Annotated in this window: 17 protein-coding genes; 7 read left to right on the top strand and 10 right to left on the bottom strand. The window is 59.0% G+C overall.

The genetic code is table 11. The annotated features are described in order from the left end of the window. Nucleotides 1-310 precede the first annotated feature (310 nt). A complete protein-coding gene (locus BM029_RS06025; protein WP_092433569.1) occupies nt 311-1579 on the top strand; it encodes a DEAD/DEAH box helicase in 1269 nt (422 codons plus the stop codon). A gap of 434 nt (nt 1580-2013) precedes the next feature. After that, nucleotides 2014-3045, top strand: a complete 1032-nt coding sequence (locus BM029_RS06020) for a Glu/Leu/Phe/Val family dehydrogenase (protein WP_092433566.1) — start codon at nt 2014-2016, stop codon at nt 3043-3045. 95 nt (nt 3046-3140) lie between these two features. Here BM029_RS06020 and BM029_RS06015 read toward each other — a convergent pair whose 3' ends face one another. Together BM029_RS06015 and BM029_RS06010 are read right to left on the bottom strand one after the other, a co-directional pair. After that, nucleotides 3141-5345 (bottom strand): xanthine dehydrogenase family protein molybdopterin-binding subunit, encoded by a 2205-nt coding sequence (locus tag BM029_RS06015; RefSeq protein WP_092433564.1) that lies wholly within the window; start codon nt 5343-5345, stop codon nt 3141-3143. A 9-nt stretch (nt 5346-5354) separates the two neighbouring features. Then, entirely contained in the window at nt 5355-5813 is a 459-nt protein-coding gene (locus BM029_RS06010) for a (2Fe-2S)-binding protein (protein ID WP_092433563.1), read from the bottom strand. Between the two features lie 237 nt (nt 5814-6050). Between BM029_RS06010 and BM029_RS06005 the strand changes: the two genes are divergently transcribed. After that, nucleotides 6051-6590 (top strand): methylated-DNA--[protein]-cysteine S-methyltransferase, encoded by a 540-nt coding sequence (locus BM029_RS06005; protein WP_092433561.1) that lies wholly within the window; start codon nt 6051-6053, stop codon nt 6588-6590. Here the strand turns inward: BM029_RS06005 and BM029_RS06000 are convergent. The 3 genes from BM029_RS06000 to BM029_RS05990 form a co-directional block, all read right to left on the bottom strand. Further along, the gene (locus BM029_RS06000) at nt 6587-7750 is read right to left on the bottom strand and encodes a geranylgeranyl reductase family protein (RefSeq protein ID WP_170851000.1); all 1164 of its coding nucleotides are present in this window, start codon (nt 7748-7750) and stop codon (nt 6587-6589) included. The genes BM029_RS06005 and BM029_RS06000 overlap by 4 nt on opposite strands. Nucleotides 7751-7904: 154 nt before the next feature. Continuing rightward, on the bottom strand, nt 7905-9317 hold the full coding sequence (locus tag BM029_RS05995; RefSeq protein ID WP_092433557.1) for a heavy metal sensor histidine kinase: 1413 nt from the start codon (nt 9315-9317) through the stop codon (nt 7905-7907). Beyond that, the gene (locus BM029_RS05990; RefSeq protein WP_092433555.1) at nt 9314-9994 is read right to left on the bottom strand and encodes a heavy metal response regulator transcription factor; all 681 of its coding nucleotides are present in this window, start codon (nt 9992-9994) and stop codon (nt 9314-9316) included. Before BM029_RS05990 ends, BM029_RS05995 begins: the two co-directional genes overlap by 4 nt. A gap of 153 nt (nt 9995-10147) precedes the next feature. Here BM029_RS05990 and BM029_RS05985 point away from each other — a divergent pair, with 153 nt between their 5' ends. The 3 genes from BM029_RS05985 to BM029_RS05975 are packed head-to-tail and all read left to right on the top strand — an operon-like array spanning nt 10148 to nt 12234. Continuing rightward, entirely contained in the window at nt 10148-10771 is a 624-nt protein-coding gene (locus BM029_RS05985; RefSeq protein ID WP_092433553.1) for a hypothetical protein, read from the top strand. A gap of 54 nt (nt 10772-10825) precedes the next feature. Further along, nucleotides 10826-11479, top strand: coding sequence for a cytochrome b/b6 domain-containing protein (locus BM029_RS05980; RefSeq protein ID WP_092433551.1), 654 nt, complete (start codon nt 10826-10828; stop codon nt 11477-11479). Further along, a complete protein-coding gene (locus BM029_RS05975) occupies nt 11476-12234 on the top strand; it encodes a molybdopterin-dependent oxidoreductase (protein WP_092433550.1) in 759 nt (252 codons plus the stop codon). Before BM029_RS05980 ends, BM029_RS05975 begins: the two co-directional genes overlap by 4 nt. Nucleotides 12235-12682: 448 nt before the next feature. Here the strand turns inward: BM029_RS05975 and BM029_RS05970 are convergent, their stop codons facing one another. After that, entirely contained in the window at nt 12683-14731 is a 2049-nt protein-coding gene (locus BM029_RS05970) for a M3 family metallopeptidase (RefSeq protein WP_244544930.1), read from the bottom strand. Nucleotides 14732-14824: 93 nt separating this feature from the next. After that, complete coding sequence (locus BM029_RS05965) at nt 14825-15304, bottom strand: nuclear transport factor 2 family protein (protein ID WP_092433546.1); 480 nt, start codon at nt 15302-15304, stop codon at nt 14825-14827. 155 nt (nt 15305-15459) lie between these two features. Between BM029_RS05965 and BM029_RS05960 the strand changes: the two genes are divergently transcribed. Next, entirely contained in the window at nt 15460-16683 is a 1224-nt protein-coding gene (locus BM029_RS05960; protein WP_092433543.1) for an MFS transporter, read from the top strand. Between the two features lie 24 nt (nt 16684-16707). On the opposite strand, the gene BM029_RS05955 is transcribed toward BM029_RS05960, so the two are convergent. From BM029_RS05955 to nirD, 3 genes are read right to left on the bottom strand one after another with little or no spacing between them, the layout of a single operon-like run. Beyond that, nucleotides 16708-19473, bottom strand: a complete 2766-nt coding sequence (locus BM029_RS05955) for a nitrate reductase (protein WP_092433541.1) — start codon at nt 19471-19473, stop codon at nt 16708-16710. 12 nt (nt 19474-19485) lie between these two features. Then, nucleotides 19486-20739 carry an NAD(P)/FAD-dependent oxidoreductase gene (locus BM029_RS05950; RefSeq protein WP_244544929.1) on the bottom strand — a complete coding sequence of 418 codons (1254 nt, stop codon included), beginning with the start codon at nt 20737-20739 and terminating at the stop codon, nt 19486-19488. Beyond that, entirely contained in the window at nt 20736-21083 is a 348-nt protein-coding gene (gene nirD, locus BM029_RS05945; RefSeq protein ID WP_092433539.1) for a nitrite reductase small subunit NirD, read from the bottom strand. The genes BM029_RS05950 and nirD overlap by 4 nt, the downstream gene beginning before the upstream one ends. Nucleotides 21084-21091 lie beyond the last annotated feature (8 nt).

The following is a 21091-nucleotide window of genomic DNA, read 5'->3' as shown; positions in this document are numbered from 1 at the left end:
TTTGAATTTGAAGTCCGCATTGGGACGCTGCCAAATGTGGCGCGTGTCAGTCGGGAATTGTGGGAAGACATGTTTGAGCGCAGCGAGTTGGTCTTTCCACCCGACTGGTACGTGCCACATTTTGGGACCTGACCGGAGGGAAGGCAGTGGCTTTGCGGTCGCCTTCTTTTTGGTTACTTTTTCTTGGCGAAGCAAGAAAAAGTGACTAGCTGCCGGGCTACCCCCGGCGCACATCCCCACGGAGTAGTTACCGTTTTAAGCAACGCAAATGGTAAGATAGCTCCTCCCACAAGCTGTCAAGGCCCACCATATGTCATTCCCCAACCTGGGCCTATCCCCCGCCATCCTCCAAGCCATCAGCGAACGGGGCTACACCACGCCAACCCCAATCCAGGTCGCGGCAATCCCCGAAATCCTGCGCGGCAACGACGTATTGGCCGCCGCCCAAACCGGCTCCGGCAAAACCGCAGCATTCGCGCTACCGCTACTGCAATTAATACAAGAAAGCCCCACCGAAAAACCACGCCGGCTACAAGCCCTGATCCTGGTCCCAACCCGCGAACTAGCCCAGCAAACCGCCGAATCCATCCGCACCCTGGCCCAGGCATGCCCGCAACCGCTAAAAATCGCCGCCCTGTTCGGCGGCGTATCAATCAATCCGCAAATGATGGATCTACGCGGCGGTGTCGACATCGTAGTAGCAACACCCGGCCGCCTGCTCGACCTGATTGAACATAACGCCCTGAGCATCGCCGCGGTATCCTCGCTGGTGCTAGACGAAGCAGACCGCCTACTCGACATGGGATTCGCCGACGAAATCGGACGCATCCTGGCGTTATTACCCAAACAACGCCAAAACCTGTTTTTCTCAGCAACATTCCCACCCGCAGTCCACGCACTCGCCGCCAGGATGCTGCACCAGCCGACCCGCATCGCCATCCCCGCGCTAGAACAAAACCAGCCAGCCATCCAACAACGCGCAATACAAGTCGACGCCGGCCGCCGCACACAATTGCTACGGCACCTGCTGCGCGAAAACAACTGGGGCCGCGTACTGGTCTTCGTCGCCACCAAATACGCAGCAGAGCACATTGCAGAAAAACTACATCGGGCAGGCATCAAAGCCGCCGCCTTCCACGGCGAGTTCAGCCAAGGCGCACGCGACGAAGTATTGGCCGACTTCAAAGCCAGCAAAGTACAAGTCCTGGTAGCCACCGACGTCGCCGCCCGCGGCATAGACATTGCACAATTACCGGTAGTCCTGAACTACGATCTGCCGCGCTCGGCGGTGGACTACACGCATCGCATCGGCCGCACCGGCCGGGCCGGCAAGAGCGGCATCGCCATCAGCTTCATCAGCGCCGATACGGAAGCGCATTTCCGCCTCATAGAGAAACGCCATAACCTGAAATGCGAACGCGAGCAGATTGCCGGGTTCGAGCCTGTCGTCACTGCCGTTTCAGCCAGCACACCCGGCACTGAATCGCCCACCGACACCGCCAACGGTGGTATCAAAGGCAAACGCAAGAGCAAGAAAGACAAGTTGCGTGAAGCGGCAGCGCGTGGTGAAACCGAGTAATTGAAAGCTGCCGTGCCTGCGCAACCCGCTGGTTTGTTGCTATTTTGAAAATTGACAATAAACTAATTTCTGCACAAACTTCCGAACCAGATTGAGTTTCACATAGCGATAAATTACACTCTCGCCTGCGTGACACAATCACGGCCATACCCGTTGCCCGGCGCCAACCCGCCGCCAACACCCGTATTACCGACCTTAACCCCTGGAGTCTATAGGGCTGTGGTGATCGGCTACAAAAATACCTGGGCGGTCCATATTTCACCGGCTTCTTGGTCAATAGCTAGGCTATTGACACTGCGAACCCGGCAAAATCTGTCCTCGCCCAGGTATTTTTTCGCTTCGATCCCCTCAACCCGACAGACTCCGAAGATCACGGAAACCCATAAGCCCGCCCTACCCGGACGAGTGAATGCTATCCGCACGGAGCCAAAAGCATGAGTACCTTCATTTTTAATGAATTGAATTTCGACAACCACGAACAAGTGGTCTTCGTTTCCGAAGAAAAATCCGGCCTCAGAGGCATCATCGCTGTCCACAACACCAACCTCGGCCCGGCCATGGGCGGTTGCCGCATGTGGGACTACGCCAGCGAAGCCGTCGCCGTCAACGATGTGCTGCGCCTGTCGCGCGGCATGACCTACAAGAATGCCGTTGCCGGCCTGCCTATCGGCGGTGGCAAAAGCGTGATTATCGGCAATCCTAAAACATCCAAGACACCAGCCTTGTTCGAAGCCATGGGCGAAGCCCTGGAACGCCTGGGCGGCCGTTACATCACGGCGGAAGACGTCGGCACCAGCCCGGCCGACATGGCGCACATCGCCACCAAGACCAAATACGTCGCCGGCCTCGGCGCCAGCGGCGATCCGTCGCCGTTCACGGCACTGGGTTGTTTTGTCGGCGCTCAAGCTGCGGTCAAGCATTACCTGGGACGCGATTCGCTGGAAGGCTTGACGGTTGCAGTGCAAGGACTGGGCAATGTCGGTTACGACTACGCGCGTCGCCTGCATGCTGCCGGCGCCAAGCTGATCGTCACCGATATCGACCAGGCTGCGCTGGAACGCGCGCGCGCCGAATTTGGCGCTGAAGTAGTGGCAACCGACGCCATCTATGACGTACAAGCCGACATCTACGCGCCATGCGCACTGGGCGCCACGCTCAACCCGGCAACCCTGTCGCGCCTGAAAGCCAAGATCGTCGCCGGCGCTGCCAACAACCAACTGGCCACCGCTGAAGTAGGTGAATTGCTGCGTCGCAAAGAAGTATTGTACGTGCCGGATTTTGTGATCAACGCCGGCGGCATCATCAAGGTTTGCTACGAGTACTACGACAAACCGGAAGCCGATGTAGAAGCCCACGTGCGTGAAATCGGCGTGACCCTGGGCGAGATTTTCAAACGCGCAGACGCTGAAGGTTTGCCGACCAGCGTGGTGGCAGACAAGCTGGCTGAAGCGCGCTTCAAACATTAAACATTAAACGTTAAACAGCGGTAACGTGTGGGCACGATGTGCCCACCCTACCTGCTTCATCATGGCGCCTTCGGGCGCCATTTTTACATTTCAGTTCAAGTCGTTATGGCATCGAACGGCAATTTACGCAGACGCTTGCCAGTCAACGCGGCGACAGCGTTAGCGATGGCCGGCGCAATCGGCGGTACCGGCGGTTCGCCGACGCCTGTCGGCGTATCGGCGCTCGGCACCACATAGACATCGACCACCGGACAACTGCCCATATACGCCGGTGTGTAATCGGAAAAATTGGATTGCTGGACGACGCCGTTTTTCAGCGTGATCTGATTGCCGGGCAAGGTGGTTGAGATGCCGAACACCACGCCACCCTGGATTTGCGCTTCGATGGTGCGCGGGTTGATCGCCATATTGCAATGCACGCCCGCCGTCACCCGGTGCACTTGCGGCCGCCCTTCATGCATCGACACTTCCACCACATAGGCAATCGAGGTGTTAAAGCCATGATGCACGGCGACGCCCCAAGCCTGGCCTGCCGGCAGCTTGCGTTTGCCGTAGCCGGAGCGTGCCACCGCCAGCTCCAGCGCTTGCTTGCTGCGCTTAGCCGACTTATCGAACAGGCTGGCGCGGTACTCGACCGGATCGCGCCCGACCGAGCGGGCGATCTCGTCGACCAGGGTTTCCATGACAAACCCGTTGTGGCTATGGCCCACCGAGCGATACCACAACACCGGCACGTTGGCCTTCATATTGTGCACCGACAGCGACAGGTTCGGAATCGCATAGTGCGACTCCACCACGCCTTCGGTCATGGTGCCGTCAACGCCGTCCTTCACCAAAAACGATTCAAACGGGCTGCCGGTCAATATCGACTGGCCGGCAATCACGTGATCCCAGGCCGTGATCTTGCCGTGCGCGTCGTAACCGATGCGCACCCGGTGCACATGCATCGGCCGGTAATAACCGCTCTTGATATCGTCCTCGCGTGAATACATGATCTTGACCGGCGTGCCGCGCATGACCTTGGCTACGTACGCGGCCTCCACCGCATTCTCGGATTCCGGCATGGCGCGCCGGCCAAACGCGCCGCCCGCCATCATGGTGTTGAACTCGACCTTGCCGACCGGGATACCCAGCACTTTGGCAATCGCTTGCCGGTCCATCGATTGAAACTGCGAACCGGCCCAGACCGTGCAGGCGTCAACGGTGAAATGCACCGTCATGTTGAGCGGCTCCATCGGCGTGTGCGCCAGATAGGGAAACTCGAAGATGGCGTCGATGATCTTGGGTGAGCCGGCTAACGCTGAAGTATCCGCTTTGATCGCCGGCGTGCCAGGCTTCATCACCGCTTCCCGGTAGGTCGCGAACAATTGCTCCGAACTGACCGCCTCCACCCCGTGCACGTCCCACTCTATCTTCAGCGCGTCGCGCGCTTTCTTGGCGATCCAGTAGCCGTCTGCCACCACCACTACGCTCTGGCCGCCACGAATCCCTGGAATCGTGAATATCTTGCGTACGCCGGGGATTGCCTTGGCCGCACTGTCGTCGAATTTGGTGATCTTGGCGCCCCACGGCACGGCCCGTGCCAGCATCGCCACTTTCATGCCCGGCAAATCGAGATCGATACCGAATTTCTGCTGGCCGCTAGACTTGGCGAGCGTATCCAGCCGCGGCGTCGCCTTGCCGATGATGGTGAATTGCTTTGGATCCTTCAACTGCACCTTGTCCGGCACCGGCAACGACATCGCCGCGTTGGCTACCGATCCATAACTCAGGCGCTGGCCACCCGGGCCGATAACGACTCCTTTTGCGGTTTTACATTTAGCCGGATCGACCTTCCATTGGCTAGCTGCGGCCGCAACCAACATGCTGCGGGCGCGCGCGCCGACTTCACGGTACTGCTGGAAACTATGCGCGATGCTGGTGGAGCCGCCGACCATCTGCATCCCGAATGCGGGATCGCGGAAGACGTCTTCGCCCTTGGCCAGTTCGGCCCGCACGTTGGTCCAGTCGCAATCCAGCTCCTCCGCCAACAACATCGGCAGCGCAGTCAACGTGCCTTGGCCGATATCGACTTTGGATACCTGTACCACCACGCTATTGTCCGGCCCCACCCGCAGGAAGGCATTCGGCTGATAGATTTTGGGCGCGGCAGCCTGGGCGCCGGCCACGCGCCCCAAGCCTGGAATAAAGAAACCGAGAACCAGCCCGGCGCCGGTGACGGCTGAGACCTGCAGGAATTTGCGGCGCGATTTTTTCAGCGTTGCTGAATCTGAATTTGCAGCAATGAATTCGGAAGACATGATGGCTCCCTATGCTAAAGATTTAGACGCATCCAGCACCGCAGCCTTGATGCGCTGGTAAGCGCCGCAGCGACACAGGTTGCCACCCATGGCGGCGACCACTTCGGCCTCGGTCGGATGGCGTTTCTTTTTGAGGAAATCCACCGCCGTCATCACTTGCCCGCTCTGGCAATAACCGCATTGCGGCACGTCATGCCTGATCCAGGCGACTTGCACCGCTTTGCCGACCGGATCGGCGGCGACAGCTTCGATAGTAGTCACCTGCTGTTGCCCGACCGCAGACACGGGATACGAACAAGAGCGCACCGCGTTGCCGCCAACATGCACGGTACACGCGCCGCAGGCAGCGATGCCGCAGCCGAATTTGCTGCCGGTCAGTTTGAGATTTTCGCGCAGCACCCACAACAAAGGGGTATCTGGCGCGACGTCGACTTCTACTGCAAGACCATTCACCTGAAGGCTAATCATTGCGATTTCTCCAAAAGGGTTGCGGCTGGATTCTTACGCTAACTTCTTACGCTAATTTATCGGGCTAGTTGCTATATAGCCGTATGGTTGTTTCATTACTATAGACAGCCAAATATGAAAAAACAAAGACGTGTTCGCCTTTACATGGCTATTTACTGAATTTAAAAGCAAGCAACGGAGTGCAGGAAGCCACAGCACCCTTTAAACTACGCTCTATTATCTGACGAGATTATCACCATGAATTTATTCCTGCATCGGATCGCATCGCCCATCGGCGTCATCCTGCTGGTCACCGATACCCAGGATCGCGTGCGCGCCCTGGATTTCGACGATTATGAACCACGCATGCGCAGCTTGCTGACTACCCACTACGGCCATTACAACCTGAGCGATGCGACCACCTCGTCCAGCGCGGAGCCGGCGCTGCAACGTTATTTCGCAGGCGAACTCGATGCGCTGAAAGATATCGAGGTCGCCACCAACGGCACCGATTTCCAGCACCGCGTATGGGCCGCGCTACGCCAGATTCCGCCAGCCCGGATGACCACTTACGGCAAGCTCGCCTTACAACTGGGCGAACACAACGGCGCCGCCCGCGCAGTTGGCAGCGCCAACGCCACCAATCCGATCGCCATCATCGTCCCTTGCCATCGGGTGGTGGGCGCGAACGGCAAACTGACCGGATTTGCCGGTGGACTGGAACGCAAGGCCTGGCTGCTCGGCCATGAGCGCGCCGAAGCCGGCGATCAGGAAAGCTTGCGCTTGCCCGGTTTCTAGGATGGATTGCCGCCGCTTTCAGGGGCCTTGCTCGGCAGCAGCCAGCGCGGAAAACCTACTGCGGTTTTGAACAGGCAATGGCGATAACCCATCTGGCCGCTGATCAAGCCGGCGAAATCGTGGTTGATGTGCTGATTCAGCACCAGATGCGAGAAAGCCAGTTTCGGAAAACGGTAGATCAGGCGCGCCATCCACGCAGCTGCGCGCAACTCGGGTAGCAGTTCGCGATGCAGCAACCGGCTATAGAGTCCTGAATCGGCGGCAGATGCGCCAATGCCATCGGCAGCAATCGCCCGGGCAGCGATGGTGGCGCTCTTCAGCGCAAAATAAATCCCTTCGCCAAACAAAGCTTCCGCCAGGCCAGCCGCGTCTCCCAACAGCCAGACCCGGCCGCGCTGGAACAAATTGCGACGATTCTTCAACGGGATGATGTAGCCCTGGTATTCGACCCGCAGCGGCTGCTGCAAGCTGACGTATGCTGCGGTGAAGCGATCCAGATGCTGGCGCAATGCGGTACCGCCGAAAGGTGAGTACACACCAACATTAAAATGATCGCGCTTGGGGAAGATCCAGCCGTAGCCGCGCGGCATGCCGTCGAAATCGAACAGGGCACGCGCGCCGAAGCGCTCCAGCGCCCCTTCAGCCGGCCACACCATGGCTTCCAATGCCGGCACGTAAGCCACCAGATCCTTGCCGAACAACTTGGTGCGCACCGCGCTGGCGGCGCCGTCGGCGGCTAGCAGCAAGCGGCAGCGCAAGGTACCCTGGCTGGTCACAACGCTGACGGCATCGGCACTTTCCGTCGCGTCGACAAATGCGGTTTCGGCGAGAAAGCGCGCGCCTTTGGCGCAGGCTCGGTCGAGCAATAATTTATCGAATTCGCTGCGGACCACGGTGCAGGCCGCCATCGGTTCGACTTCCTTGATGATGGCGTCGCGGTTGCCGTAATTGAGAATGGCGCCGCCGATTGCCTGATGCATCACCGGGCCGAGGTCGAAATCAAGCAATGTCATCGCTTTGCGCGACAAACCGCCGCCACATACCTTGGCGCGCGGAAAAGCCTGCTTGTCGATGATAGTCACCTGCAGACCCTGCTCTGCCAGCAGGTAAGCCAGATGAGAGCCGGCCGGGCCGGCGCCGACAATCAGCACATCGGTCATTCCTGGACTTCCTGACGACTTCATCAGCAGCGCCTCGCAAATAATCACTGGCCACGGCAATCCGTCTTGCCCGGCAGAATCGTCAGCATAGCAAAAAACAGCGATCCCTGTAACGGCGGACATGCGTCAAATGTGGCAAATGCAGCAAGTGCGCTCAGATGCGCTCGGCGCCATCCGGGAAATACAGGCTGAACCGAATCAGCCCTTCATGCGAACAGGCAACATCCGCACTGCCCCCATGCACCAGCATGATGGCGCGGACGATGGCCAGGCCCAAGCCATTCGATTCAGTATATTCGCTGCGTGATTTATCACCACGGTAAAAACGGTCGAACAGGCGATCCAGCTGCTCTCGCGGTATCGGATCGCCCTGGTTTTCCACTTCGACCTGAATGCCCCCCCCCTGCGCCCGGCCGCTGAGCCGCACCGTACTGCCAGGCAGCGCATAACGCACCGCATTGACTACCAGGTTACTCACAGCGCGGCGCCACATGACCGGGCTGGCTTGCACCTTGCCGCTGGCGTCGACTTCCAGGCGGATCCCGCGTTCTTCGGCAACGCCTTCAAAATAATCGGCAATCTTGTGCAACTCGTCGGCCAATATCAACGGCTTTTTTTCTACCTGCAGCCCGGCATGATCGGCATGCGCCAGGAACAGGATGTTTTCGACAATTCGGCTCAGGCGTTGTAATTCTTCCAGGTTCGATTCCAGCACTTGCTGGTACTCGGCGGCGTTGCGCACCTTGCCCAAGGTTACCTGGGTCTGCCCCATCAGCGCGCCGATCGGGGTCCTGATCTCGTGCGCCAGGTCGGCGGAAAACTGCGACAGATGCTCATAGCCTTCGGCCAGCCGGTCCAGCATCGCATTGAATGACGCTGCCAGCCGGCGCAACTCCTGCGGCGCGTCTTCTTCCCGCAAACGTATCGCTATATTGGTCGGGCTGACTTCGGCGGCGCGTTCGGCCATCGCCTTCAACGGCAGGAAACCGCGCTTGAGCACAAGGAAGCCCAGCAGCGCCGTCAGCAGCACCGAAGCTGCCGCTGCCGCGATAACTTGCCAGTAATAGCGTGCCAGGATATGCGACTCCTGGGTCATCACATGGGCGCCGGTAATCACCACTGTAGTGCCGTCGCTGCCGACCTCGGCCAGTGCCGACACCCAGCGCACGCGCACGCCATCGGCCCGTTCACCTGGCGTCAGCGCGCCGAGCTTCAGCGGTTGATCCAGGTTTTGCGGCGTCATCGGCGGCGGTGTCATGTTATCGGGATTAACGCGCACGAATGGTGTTTGCCCCGGGTAACCGAACATCAGTACATCCTGCTCGCTGCCCAGCATGGTCTCGAACAAGGCCGGCCGATCTTCCATCTGCTTGACGTTATACAGATCGTGCAACAGGCGGCGAAAATGCTCGACCCGGCCGATCAGGGAATAATCGGCGCGCGTTTCCAGCGCCAGCCGGGTCGACGAATACAAGTACATGCCGAGACTGGTCACGATGGCACAGGCTATCAGCGCGAACAGGAAAGTCACGCGTGCCGTCAGCGATTGCCTATGCCAGATATTCATGGATTTTCCGAGAACATGTAACCGATGCTGCGTACCGTGTGTATCAGCTTATGCTCAAAGGGATTATCGATCTTGGCGCGCAGGCGCTTGATAGCGACATCAACCACATTGGTGTCGCTGTCGAAATTCATATCCCACACCTCCGAGGCGATAACAGTCCGTGACAGTGCTTCGCCTTTGCGCTTGACCAGCAGATGCAGCAACAGAAATTCCTTGTTAGTGAGCACGATATCGATGCCCTGGCGCGTGACCCGGCGGCGCAGCAGATCGAGCTGCAGATCGGCCACCTGGAAGAAATCCAGTTCATGCGTCTCGCGCACGACACCACGTCGCAACAGCGTGCGGATGCGCAGCAGCAGTTCGGTAAATGAAAAGGGCTTGACCAGATAATCGTCGGCGCCCAGCTCCAGTCCGCGGATGCGGTCGTTGACGTGATCGCGCGCGGTCAGGAAAATCACCGGCAGATCGCGTCTGGCACGCAAGGCGCCCATGATTTTCCAGCCATCTATGCCGGGCAACATGACATCCAGCACCACCAGATCATAGGAATTCTCCAGCGCCATGTGCAAGCCGTCGCTACCGTTGCGAACCAGATCGACCGCGTAGCCGGATTCGCGCAAACCTTTTTTTAGGTAGGCGCCGGTCTTGGGATCGTCTTCAATGACGAGGATAGACATGCTGGGCCTGGTGAGTGCTTATGGGGTTGAAAACCACCCCCATTCTATCAATTCGATGGTCGAGAAGAATGACAATATTGTCATTCGCATGTCACCGATAAGACATTGCCCCGCGCCTAGACTGGACCTCCCAGCAATCACAGAGACCGTTCCATGAAAACCACACAACTTCTGCACCGGCTTGTTCCTGCATTGGCAGCATCCGCACTTCTGGCCTATGGCAGCATGACTGCCGCACAAGCAGCGGCGCCGGTGACCCGGGTCCGCGCCACCATCGACAAAGTGAACGCTGACAATCTCGAAGTCAGCGCCAGGGGTGGCAAGAAAATGACGCTGAAACTGGCTCCCGACCTGACGCTCTTCTCGGTCAGCCACGCAGCGATCGGCGATATCAAATCTGACAGCTTTATCGGCACCGCTGCCGTGCCGCTGCCGGACGGCAGCCTGAAGGCGCTGGAAGTACACGTATTCCCGGCCGGCATGAAGGTCGGCGAGGGTCATTACGCCTGGGATCTCGGCAAGAACAGCAGCATGACCAACGGCACCGTGGGCGATGTGGTGGTGACCAGCGGCCGCACGATCACGGTCAAATATCCTGATGGCGAAAAGAAAATCGTAGTGCCGGCCGATGTTCCTATCGTCAGCCTCAACAAAGGCGACCGCAGCTTGCTGGTGCCTGGCGCGCATGGCGTATTTTTTGTCGGCAAGGGCGCCGATGGCAGCGACGTCGTTGGCCGCGCTACGGTCGGCGTCAATGGCGTAGTGCCGCCGATGTAATGCCGCATCGCGGGCGGCCCCGCCGCCCGCACCGACTCTTGATAAGGTGCACTCATGGCGAATGCCGACAAATCCCCTACCCGCATCATTCACCCGCTGCCGGTGCGCGTGGCCCACTGGATCAATGCCTTTGCCATCGTCTGCATGGTGATGAGCGGCTGGCAGATTTACAACGCCTCGCCGCTGTTCGGTTTCGATTTTCCCCGATGGGCTACCTTGGGCGGCTGGCTGGGCGGAGCAATTGCCTGGCATCTGGCGGCGATGTGGCTGCTGGTGGTGAACGGTTTGATCTATCTTGGCTACGGTTTGCTGGCAGGTCATTTCCACCGCCATTTCCTGCCGCTACGGCCGCGCGACCTGCTGCGCGACGTCAAGGATGCGCTGACTTTCAAGCTGGCGCACCAGCCGGGCATATACAACACCGTGCAACGCCTGATGTACATCGCCGTGCTGCTGCTCGGCGTGCTGGTGGTGGCATCCGGCCTGTCGATCTGGAAACCGGTGCAGCTGGACGGTCTGGTCGACCTGTTCGGCGGTTACGATATCGCGCGTCGCGTGCACTTTGTTGCGATGGCCGGCATCGTGGCATTCGTTGCGGTGCATCTGGCGCTGGTGCTGATCGTGCCGAGTACCTTGCTGCCAATGCTGACCGGACGGGCGCCTCGTCATTCCCGTGACCAGGCCCCGAACCAGGAGCAAAAAGCATGACCGAAAAGAAAAATAAGCTGCCGAAAAACAACGAACTCCAGCCTGAGCTGGTACAACTGCAGCGTCGCCTGTTCCTGCGTTCCGGCCTGTCGCTGGGTGCGTTGTCGCTGCTGTCCGGTTGCAATTTGCAGGACGGCGATCAAGTCGACAAAGTATTGTGGGCCATGTCACGCTGGAACGACCGGGTACAAGGCATACTGTTCCGCCCCAATCATCTGGCGCCGACTTATCCGGCCAGCATGATCACCAAGCCGTTTCCATTCAACGCTTTCTATGACGCCGACTCGGCGCCGGAAATCGACGGCGATACCTATAAGCTGGAAGTCTCCGGCCTGGTGCGCGACAAGCGTAGCTGGAATCTGGCGCAATTGCGCGCGTTGCCGCAAGAGTCGCAAATCACGCGGCATATCTGCATCGAGGGCTGGAGCGCCATCGGCCAGTGGAGCGGGGTGCCGTTCCGCACTTTCCTGGCCCATATCGGCGCCGATATCACGGCGCGTTATGTCGGCTTCAAGTGTGCAGATCGTTATTATTCAAGCATCGACATGGCCACGGCTCTGCATCCGCAGACGATACTGGCGCTGGACTTTGGACAATCGCCATTGCCTACCGAATACGGCTATCCGTTGAAGCTGCGGGTGCCGACCAAGCTGGGTTTCAAGAATCCCAAGCACATCGCCGCCATCTTCGTCACTAATGAGAATCCGGGTGGTTATTGGGAAGATCAGGGATATAACTGGTTTAGCGGCTCATGAACGCGACACATAAACGAACCTTCATTCACCGCGTCCGGTGCAGCAAGGGCAGGAGCGATGCTGAATCATTAAATGAGGCGGGCTTGTATCTTCATCATCTTGTGCAAGCGTTTGCATGAATGCGGCTAGCGATTTTTCCATGCTGGCGAGTAGATCTCCTGGCGCAGGCTGGCTGGAAGTGCTTGGCAGGACGAGTTTCTGGCGTGAGGTCATGGTCGCAGTAAAAAATGCGGCTGCCAGACAAGACGAGGCAGCACTGATTACCGAGTGTCCCGGTTCAGGCCGGTGGCGTCAAACGACAAATTTTCAAGTTTGTATGAGTGGAATTCATGTAGGGTGGGCAAGGTTTTTTGCCCACGCATGTCCTCAAAAGCAACACCAGGCTTGTCATGGTAACCCGTGGGCAAAAAACCTTGCCCACCCTACATCTTTACTCGCGAACGGCTGCTTATGCAATCAAACCGCGCTTAGCCAGCATCGGCTCCACCTTCGGATCGCGGCCGCGGAACGCGCGGAACGCTACGGCCGGATCTTGTTTGTTGCCAGAACTGTAGATATAACGCTGCAGACGTTCGGCAATCTTTTGCTCGAACGGGTCGCCGGCTTCGATGAAGGCATTGTAAGCGTCGGCATCCAGCACTTCGGCCCACATGTACACGTAGTAGCCGGCCGCATAATCAGCACCGCTGAACAAATGCTGGAAGTGGGACAGATGATGACGCTGGCCGATGTCTTGCGGCACACCCAGCAGCTCGCACTGCTGCTTTTCGAAAGCGGCGATATCGACCTTGCTGCCGTTCGGCAGCGAATGCAAGGCCATATCAATCAACGCGGGGCCGGCATACATGATCGTGGCCCAGGCCTGGTCGAACTGGCGCGCGCGCTTCAGCTTTTCCAGCAATGCCGGTGGCATCGCTTCGCCGGTCTTGTAATGACGCGCATGACGTTGCAGCACGACTTCTTCTTCAGCCCAGTTCTCGAAAATCTGCGAAGGCAATTCAACGTAATCCTGCAATACCTGGGTGCCGGCCAGGCGTTCGTATTTCACCTGCGACAGCAAACCGTGCAAGCCGTGGCCGAACTCATGGAACAAGGTGCGGACATCGTCGAAACTCAGTAAGGTCGTTTCGGCCCTGGCGAAATTATTATTGTTGATGACCACCGGCAGCGTACCGCCGTCGTGACCGGACTGGCTGCGGAAAATATGCATCCAGGCGCCGCTACGCTTGCTGGCGCGGGCGTAGTTATCGCCGATGAACAAGCCGATCAATGCGTTGTCGCGATTGCGCACTTCCCACAGGCGCGCATCGGCATGATGCAAGGCGACGCCGTGCTGCTCGACGAAGCTGATGCCAAATAAGCGCTGAGCGCAATCGAACATGGCGCCGATCATGTTTTCCAGCGCAAAGTAAGGCTTCAACTCGGCATCGTCGAGATCGTAGCGCGCCTGCCGGACCTTCTCAGCGAGGTAGCGCCAGTCCCAGGCTGCAATCGGGGTCGGCTGGCCCAGGCTGTGCGCCATTTCCGTCAGCGCGGCGCGGTCGTCGGCAGCTTTGGCCTTGGCTGGTTCCCATACCTTGCCGAGCAAGGTCGATACCGCTTCCGGTTTGCCGGCCATGCGGTCGATCAGCTGGTAGTCGGCGTAAGTCGGATAACCGTGCAACTGTGCCTGTTCCTGGCGCAGAGCCATGATTTCAGCGGCAACCGGGCGATTGTCATGAGCGCCTGAATGGGCGCCACGCGCTACCCTGCCCTGCCACACTGCCTGCCGCAGATCACGCCGGTCGGAGAATGTCAGGAAAGGTTCGGCCAGCGATGGCGACAGCGTAATGACGTGGGTGTTTTCCGGCAAGCCGCGTTGTTGCGCCGCCGATTTGGCAGAGGCACGCAGAAAATCAGGCAAGCCGGCCAGCGCGGCTTCGTCTTCCAGCACCAGGGTAAAACTGGATTCGTCGGCCAATACGTTTTGCGTGAACTCGGTGCTCAAGGCTGCCAGTCGTTCGGTCAAGGCGCTGTAGCGTGCCCGCGATTGCGATGGCAGGTTGGCGCCGGCGCGGACGAAATCCAGATGGACGCGTTCCAGCAAACGCAGTTGTTCCGGATCCAGGTCCAGCTCGGCGCGCTTTGTGTGCAGCGCGGCGATCCGTGCAAACATGCCTGCATGCAGATAGATCGCATTCTTGTGCGCCGCCAGTCGTGGCGCCAGTTCGACTTCGACAGCTTGCAGGGCCGGTGAGGTTTCGCTTGCAGTCATATTCTCGAACAACAGGCTGATGCGGCTGTTCAAGCGGCCCGAGACATCGAAGGCGGCCAGCGTGTTGGCAAAATTCGGTGCTGCCGATTGTGTGGCAATCGCATCGATTTCAGCCAGGTGCGCAGGCAGCGCGACTTCAAATGCGGGGATGAAATGTTCCGCCCTTACCTGATCGAACGGCGGCAATCCGTAAGGGGTGTTCCAGTCTTGCAACAGCGGGTTGATGGCTTGAGCATCTGTCATGGCTAGCATCCGGACTAAAGAAGAGAACGCTATTGTATAGCCGTATGTAAATCTTTAATTTTTGCCACGCCAGATTAGTGCTGGCCACTAAGTTTACAGACCCAGATCGCTCAAGCCAGGATGATCATCTGGACGCCGCCCCAGAGGCCAGTGATACTTACGCTCCGACTCCTTGATCGGCAAGTCGTTGATACTCGCATAACGCCGATGCATCAAGCCGTTTTCAGCGAATTCCCAATTTTCATTGCCGTAAGAGCGAAACCAGTTGCCGGCTGCATCGTGGCATTCGTAGGCAAAACGCACGGCGATCCGGTTGCCGTCGAAAGCCCACAATTCCTTGATCAACCGGTACTCCAGTTCCCGTTCCCATTTGCGCGTCAGGAACTGCACGATCTGCTCACGCCCTTGCGGAAACTCTGAGCGATTGCGCCAGATGGTATCAACCGTGTAGGCCAGCGACACGCGCTGCGGATCGCGGGTATTCCAACCGTCCTCCGCCATCCTGACTTTCTGTATCGCAGTCTCGCGGGTGAAGGGTGGGAACGGCGGACGGGTTTCGCTGGTTTGGCTCATGGCAAGACTCCTTGGTCGGGTTATGAATGGTAATCATAAAATGCAAATCCTGCTGGCGGCCATGCGTGCGTCCATTCGACCATTTTCGGGCCGGCAAAGCGCCGCGCCGAGATAAGGGATAAAGTGTCGGCTTGAATTTTCAAAGGCACTTCAACATGGCAGAACCACAATCCACCAAACTCAGTTCCGGCCTGGTGATCATGATGTCCATCGCCACCGGCGTCGCAGTGGCCAGCAACTATTACGCACAACCTTTGTTGCACACCATCGCCTCGCGCTTTGGCATCTCCAACGGCAGCGCCGGCCTGGTCGTTACCGTTGCCCAACTGGGTTATGCCTTGGGTCTGCTGCTGCTGGTGCCGCTGGCGGATATGGTCGAACGCAAGAAACTGATCGTCGTGATGACCCTGCTGTCCGCCTGCGGACTGTTGATCACCGCCACCGCGCAAAGCATGGTGTTCGTTTTGACAGGCACCGCGCTGACCGGTTTGTTTTCGGTAGTATCGCAAGTGCTGGTGCCATTTGCCGCGACGCTGGCGGCGCCGCAAGAGCGCGGCAAAGTGGTCGGTCACGTCATGACCGGCCTGCTGCTGGGTATCTTGCTGGCGCGTACCGTTGCCGGTTATTTGTCGGCGCTGGGCGGCTGGCAAACTGTTTACTGGTTCGGCGCCGCATTGATGATCGTCACGGCGATTGTGCTCGGGCGCGCATTGCCGCGTCATCATCAGACACAACATCTCAACTATCCGCGCTTGCTGGCATCGATGCTGACCCTGTTCGTGGAAGAACCGGTATTGCGCACCCGCGCCTTGATAGGAGCAATCATCTTCGCCGTGTTCAGCGTGCTCTGGACTTCGATCTCTTTCCTGCTGGCGGCTGCGCCTTACAATTATTCCGACGGCACCATCGGTTTGTTCGGACTGGTCGGAGCTGCCGGCGCCCTGGCTGCTTCGCATGCGGGACGGCTGGCTGATCGCGGCCATGCCGGGCGTTCCACCGTCATCGGCCTGGGCCTGCTGTTGCTGTCGTGGCTGCCGCTGGCGTTTGCAAAGAGCTCATTGCCGGGCCTGATCATCGGCATCTTGCTGCTGGACCTGATGGTGCAGGCAGTACACGTTACCAATCTCAGCGTCATTAATCATCTGCATCCGGAATCCCGCAACCGCCTGACTGCCGGCTACATGACTAGCTACTTCATCGGCGGCGCTTGCGGTTCGGTGCTGTCGACGTCGATGTATGGCTATGCCGGCTGGTTTGGAGTGTCGATGACTGGTGCGGGATTAAGTGCGGCCGGGCTGGTTATCTGGTGGTTCCTGGGACGCAACGAAAAAGCTACCCACGTCACGCCAGGTTCGATTGGCGACGCCAGCCATCACTGATCGCCGATCACCGACGGCCAGTGCTCACGCGCTTTCTTCGACTAATATTTCCGACAGCAGCTTCTTAATCTCGGGAACGCATGAGCCGCAATTGCCACCGGCTTTCAGGCAAGCGGTTACTTCTGCCACGGTAGTCATACCTTGCTTGCGCACCGCATCGCAAATGGTATTACGTCCGACCGAAAAACAGGAGCACACCGTGGCCCCGGTATCGGCGCCCTTCTCAATCGGCTGGCCGATCAGCAGGCCGACCCGATCGGCATCTTCCAGCTGTTCCTTGACGAACAAACTCGCCAGCCAGGCACGCGAAGGTAAATCCGGGCGCGGCGACAGGAACACGCAAGCATCGATACGCTCGTCGACCACATGCACGGCGCGGTAGATGCCGGCGCTGGCATCTTCATATTCCAGCCAGTCGGCGTCGGCGGCATCTACCCCGAGCAGTTTGGCAGCCCACGCGCCATGATCGGCGATCGGGCTGCGGCCGGCCAGTTCGTAGCGATTAAAGCGCCGCCCCTGGATCCGCGTCCAATGCGTGACATTATCCAATGCCGGTTGGCTGCGGCTCAGTACGAAACCGTACCAGGCCACCCTGAATTCTTCGACTCGCACCGGCGTGTGTTTGAATTCCGGCTCACCTGAAACCGGATCGACCACCGGATTGACCAAGGCTCCCACCCGGGCATCTGAAGCCGACTGCCCGCTCCAGTGAATCGGCACGAAAATGCTGCCGCGGGTGATGCCGCCGCCGTGCTGCACCCTGGCCACCATCGCACCCCAGCGCGTCGAAATGCGCGCCAGCATGCCTTCGCGCACGCCGTACAGCAGGGCGTCTTGCGGATGCATGTCGACGAACGATTCCGGCACGTGATCGGCCAGCTTGGGCGACTTTCCGGTGCGCGTCATGGTGTGCCACTGGTCGCGCACGCGGCCGGTATTCAGACTCAGCGGATATTCGCTGTCGGGTGCGTGCTGCGGCGCCCGCGGCGTAGTGGCGATAAAGCGCGCCTTGCCGTCGGCATGGGAAAAACGGCCATCGGCAAACAAGCGCGCCGTACCCTGCTTTTCACCTGACGATGTAGTGACGAGAGGCCATTGCACCGGTTGCAAAGCATCGAACCCCGCTTGGTCCAGGCCGCTCAGGCCGGTCAGGTTGAACAGCCGGCGCTGGCCGTAGGCATCGCCGTTGCGGAAGGCGCTCAAGCGAGTATGTTCGTCGAACACCTGGTGTACTGCGCTGAAATCGAATCCCGCATAGCCCATGCGCTGCGCCACCTGGCACAGGATCTGCCAATCGGCACGGGCTTCGCCCGGCGCGCTCAGAAAAGCACGCTGGCGCGAAATCCGACGTTCCGAACTGGTGACCGTGCCGTCTTTTTCGCCCCATCCCATGGCTGGCAACAAGACGTGCGCAAAGGCGTTGGTGTCGGTTTTTTCAATGATGTCGGACACCACTACCAGTTCGCATTTGGCGAGCGCACGCTGGACCTGGTCGGCATCCGGCAGGCTGACCACCGGATTGGTGGCGATGATCCATACCGCCTTGACGCGGCCGGTTTCGATCGCCTGGAACAGGTCCACCGCTTTCAAGCCGGGCCGGTCCGCCATGCGCGGCGCTTGCCAGAAATCCTGCACCGTTTCACGATGACGGGGATTGTCCAGATCCATATGCGCCGCCAGCATGTTCGCCAGCCCGCCCACCTCACGGCCGCCCATGGCGTTCGGCTGGCCGGTGATCGAGAACGGGCCCATGCCCGGTTTTCCGATGCGTCCGGTCAGCAGATGGCAATTGATGATGCTGTTGACCTTGTCGGTACCGGATGACGATTGATTGACGCCTTGCGAGAATGCGGTCACGACTTTTTGATTCGCTGCAAACCACTCGTAGAAGGTCTGCAAATCTTGCAGGTCCAACTTGCAAGCTTTAGCCACTGCGGCAAGGTCGGCGCATTCGACTTCGGCTGCTTCAAGCGCTGCAGCCAGACCACTGGTGTGCGCTTCAACAAAATTGGTATCGACGGCATCCTCACGCGCCAGAAAACTAAGCAAGCCGTTGAACAGCCAGACATCGCTCCCGGCCTTCAGCGGCAGGTGCAGATCGGCCAACTCGCAAGTTGCGGTACGGCGCGGGTCAATTACCACCAGCTTCATCTGCGGCCGCGTCTCCTTGATCTTGGCGATGCGCTGGAACAGTATCGGGTGGCACCACGCCGTGTTGGAGCCGACCAGCACCACCAGATCCGCCAGTTCCAGATCTTCGTAGCAAACCGGCACCAGGTCGGCACCGAATGCGCGCTTATGGCCGGCGACAGCGGACGACATGCACAGGCGCGAATTGGTATCGATATTGGCGCTGCCGATGTAACCCTTCATCAGCTTGTTGGCGATGTAATAGTCTTCCGTCAGCAGCTGGCCCGAGACATACAGCGCGACGGCGTCCGGACCGTGCTGGTCGATGATTGTGCGGAAACCTTGTGCGACTTTATCCAGCGCCGCATCCCAGGACACACGCTGCAATGATTGCTGATCACCGTCCTGCACCCGCATCTGCGGATACAACAGACGTCCGTCCAGATCGACAGTCTCTCCCAGCGCTGAACCTTTGACACACAGCCGACCAGCGTTCGATGCATGAGTTTCATCGCCGGCGATATCAACCTGACCATCGCTGCGTAACGTGGCGCGCACACCGCAGCCGACGCCACAGTAAGGGCAGGTAGTCTTTGTGCCGCCCTGCTTGCTGGCAAGCTGGCTGGCTGCCACCAAGGGAAAAGTCGAGACCGATTTCATGTACGCTCCCGGTCAGGCGGCTCGGGCGCACAGCGCCTGGCCGAACAGCAATTGGCTACGCAACGCAGAAATATCGGTACGGTTCTGGATCATCTCGAAATACCATGGACCATCCTTGACGTCTCCATACAGCACCGCACCGACGATATGCGGCCCGTTGATCACCAGCCGTTTATAAATACCGCGACGTGGATCGCGCAACACCAGGTCTTCGCTGCCCTCGCCGCCGATGAAATCACCGGCAGAATACAAATCCACCCCGGTTACCTTCAGTTTGGTGGCGGTGGCTTGCTGCACATAACGGCGATGGCCGGCGCCGGCCAGATGGGCGCCGCAGACGCGCGCCTGCTCCCAGATCGGCGCCACCAGCCCGAAAGTCGCCATGCGGTGCTGCACACATTCGCCCACGGCATAGATGCGCGGATCGTAGGTTTGCAAGGTGTCGTCGACCACAATCGCGCGCTCGCAATGCAGGCCGGCTTGTTGCGCCAGTTCGATATTGGGGCGGACGCCGGCAGTCATGACTACCAGATCGGCCGGGATTTCCGTGCCATCCTTGAAGCGTACTGCAGTGACTTGCTCGACGCCGACGATTTCAGCAGTCTGAGCATTCAGTAAAAAACGCAGGCCCTTTTCTTCCAAAGCCTTCTTCAACAAGATCGCTGCAGACTTGTCGAGTTGCCGTTCCATCAAGCTGTCCATCACATGCACCACCGTGACATCCATGCCTTGCCGCATCAAGCCGTTAGCGGCTTCCAGACCAAGCAGCCCGCCGCCGATGACCACCGCATGACGATGATTGCGTGCCGCTGTCAACATGGTTTCCACATCCTGCACATCGCGGAAAGCGATCACGCCGGGCAGCTGATGGCCCGGCACCGGGATGATGAACGGCTTGGAGCCAGTCGCCAGCAGCAGCCGGTCATAACGCAATTCGATACCCGCGCGCGAACGCACAATGCGGCGATGCCGATCTATGCTCGATACCGGATCGCCGGCATGCAGCGTGATGCCATTCTGCCGATACCACTCAGGCGTATTGAGCATGATGTCGTCCATGCTCTTGTCACCCGCCAGCAGCGGCGACAGCAGGATACGGTTGTAATTGCCGTGCGGTTCGGCGCCGAACACGGTGATGTCGTAAAGATCCGGCGCCAGCTTGAGTAACTCTTCCACCGTGCGCATGCCGGCCATGCCATTGCCGATCACCGCCAGCGTTGGTTTTTTGGCGATCGATGGCATGGTGGTGGCAGTTTTCATGTTCATACGCCTACCCAGACCTTGCCCTCGCTGATGCGGGCCGGATAGGCGCTTACCGAATGTTCCGGCGCTTCCAGGCATTCGCCGGTTTGCAAATCGAAATGGTGTTTGTAGATAGGTGAAGCCACCACGATGCGTTCGCCAAGGCTGCCGACCAAGCCGCGCGACAGCACCGCCGCCTCGGCATTCGGATCGTAATTGCCGATGGCGAACACACGATGTTCGCCATCGATCACGTGAAATACGGCAACCTGTTCACCGTTGATCAGGGCACAGACGCCGGTATTCGGTACGATGTCGTCCAGCGGGCAAACTGCAATCCAGTTACTGCTTTGATGGTCATGATGCATGGCAATTC

The organism is Collimonas sp. OK607 (genome assembly GCF_900111995.1).
Classification (GTDB): domain Bacteria; phylum Pseudomonadota; class Gammaproteobacteria; order Burkholderiales; family Burkholderiaceae_D; genus Collimonas.
This window is presented reverse-complemented; position numbering and strand designations above follow the sequence as displayed.

Excerpts from the sequence above, each read along its gene's own strand:
- BM029_RS05950 (WP_244544929.1), bottom strand. The coding sequence starts at position 20,739 with ATGAACATGAAAACTGCCACCACCATGCCATCGATCGCCAAAAAACCA.
- BM029_RS05960 (WP_092433543.1), top strand. The coding sequence starts at position 15,460 with ATGGCAGAACCACAATCCACCAAACTCAGTTCCGGCCTGGTGATCATG.
- BM029_RS06025 (WP_092433569.1), top strand. The coding sequence starts at position 311 with ATGTCATTCCCCAACCTGGGCCTATCCCCCGCCATCCTCCAAGCCATC.
- BM029_RS05995 (WP_092433557.1), bottom strand. The coding sequence starts at position 9,317 with ATGAATATCTGGCATAGGCAATCGCTGACGGCACGCGTGACTTTCCTG.
- BM029_RS05990 (WP_092433555.1), bottom strand. The coding sequence starts at position 9,994 with ATGTCTATCCTCGTCATTGAAGACGATCCCAAGACCGGCGCCTACCTA.
- BM029_RS05980 (WP_092433551.1), top strand. The coding sequence starts at position 10,826 with ATGGCGAATGCCGACAAATCCCCTACCCGCATCATTCACCCGCTGCCG.
- BM029_RS05965 (WP_092433546.1), bottom strand. The coding sequence starts at position 15,304 with ATGAGCCAAACCAGCGAAACCCGTCCGCCGTTCCCACCCTTCACCCGC.
- BM029_RS05955 (WP_092433541.1), bottom strand. The coding sequence starts at position 19,473 with ATGAAATCGGTCTCGACTTTTCCCTTGGTGGCAGCCAGCCAGCTTGCC.
- BM029_RS05975 (WP_092433550.1), top strand. The coding sequence starts at position 11,476 with ATGACCGAAAAGAAAAATAAGCTGCCGAAAAACAACGAACTCCAGCCT.
- BM029_RS06005 (WP_092433561.1), top strand. The coding sequence starts at position 6,051 with ATGAATTTATTCCTGCATCGGATCGCATCGCCCATCGGCGTCATCCTG.
- BM029_RS06000 (WP_170851000.1), bottom strand. The coding sequence starts at position 7,750 with ATGACCGATGTGCTGATTGTCGGCGCCGGCCCGGCCGGCTCTCATCTG.
- BM029_RS05970 (WP_244544930.1), bottom strand. The coding sequence starts at position 14,731 with ATGACAGATGCTCAAGCCATCAACCCGCTGTTGCAAGACTGGAACACC.
- BM029_RS05985 (WP_092433553.1), top strand. The coding sequence starts at position 10,148 with ATGAAAACCACACAACTTCTGCACCGGCTTGTTCCTGCATTGGCAGCA.
- BM029_RS06020 (WP_092433566.1), top strand. The coding sequence starts at position 2,014 with ATGAGTACCTTCATTTTTAATGAATTGAATTTCGACAACCACGAACAA.
- nirD (WP_092433539.1), bottom strand. The coding sequence starts at position 21,083 with ATGCATCATGACCATCAAAGCAGTAACTGGATTGCAGTTTGCCCGCTG.
- BM029_RS06015 (WP_092433564.1), bottom strand. The coding sequence starts at position 5,345 with ATGTCTTCCGAATTCATTGCTGCAAATTCAGATTCAGCAACGCTGAAA.
- BM029_RS06010 (WP_092433563.1), bottom strand. The coding sequence starts at position 5,813 with ATGATTAGCCTTCAGGTGAATGGTCTTGCAGTAGAAGTCGACGTCGCG.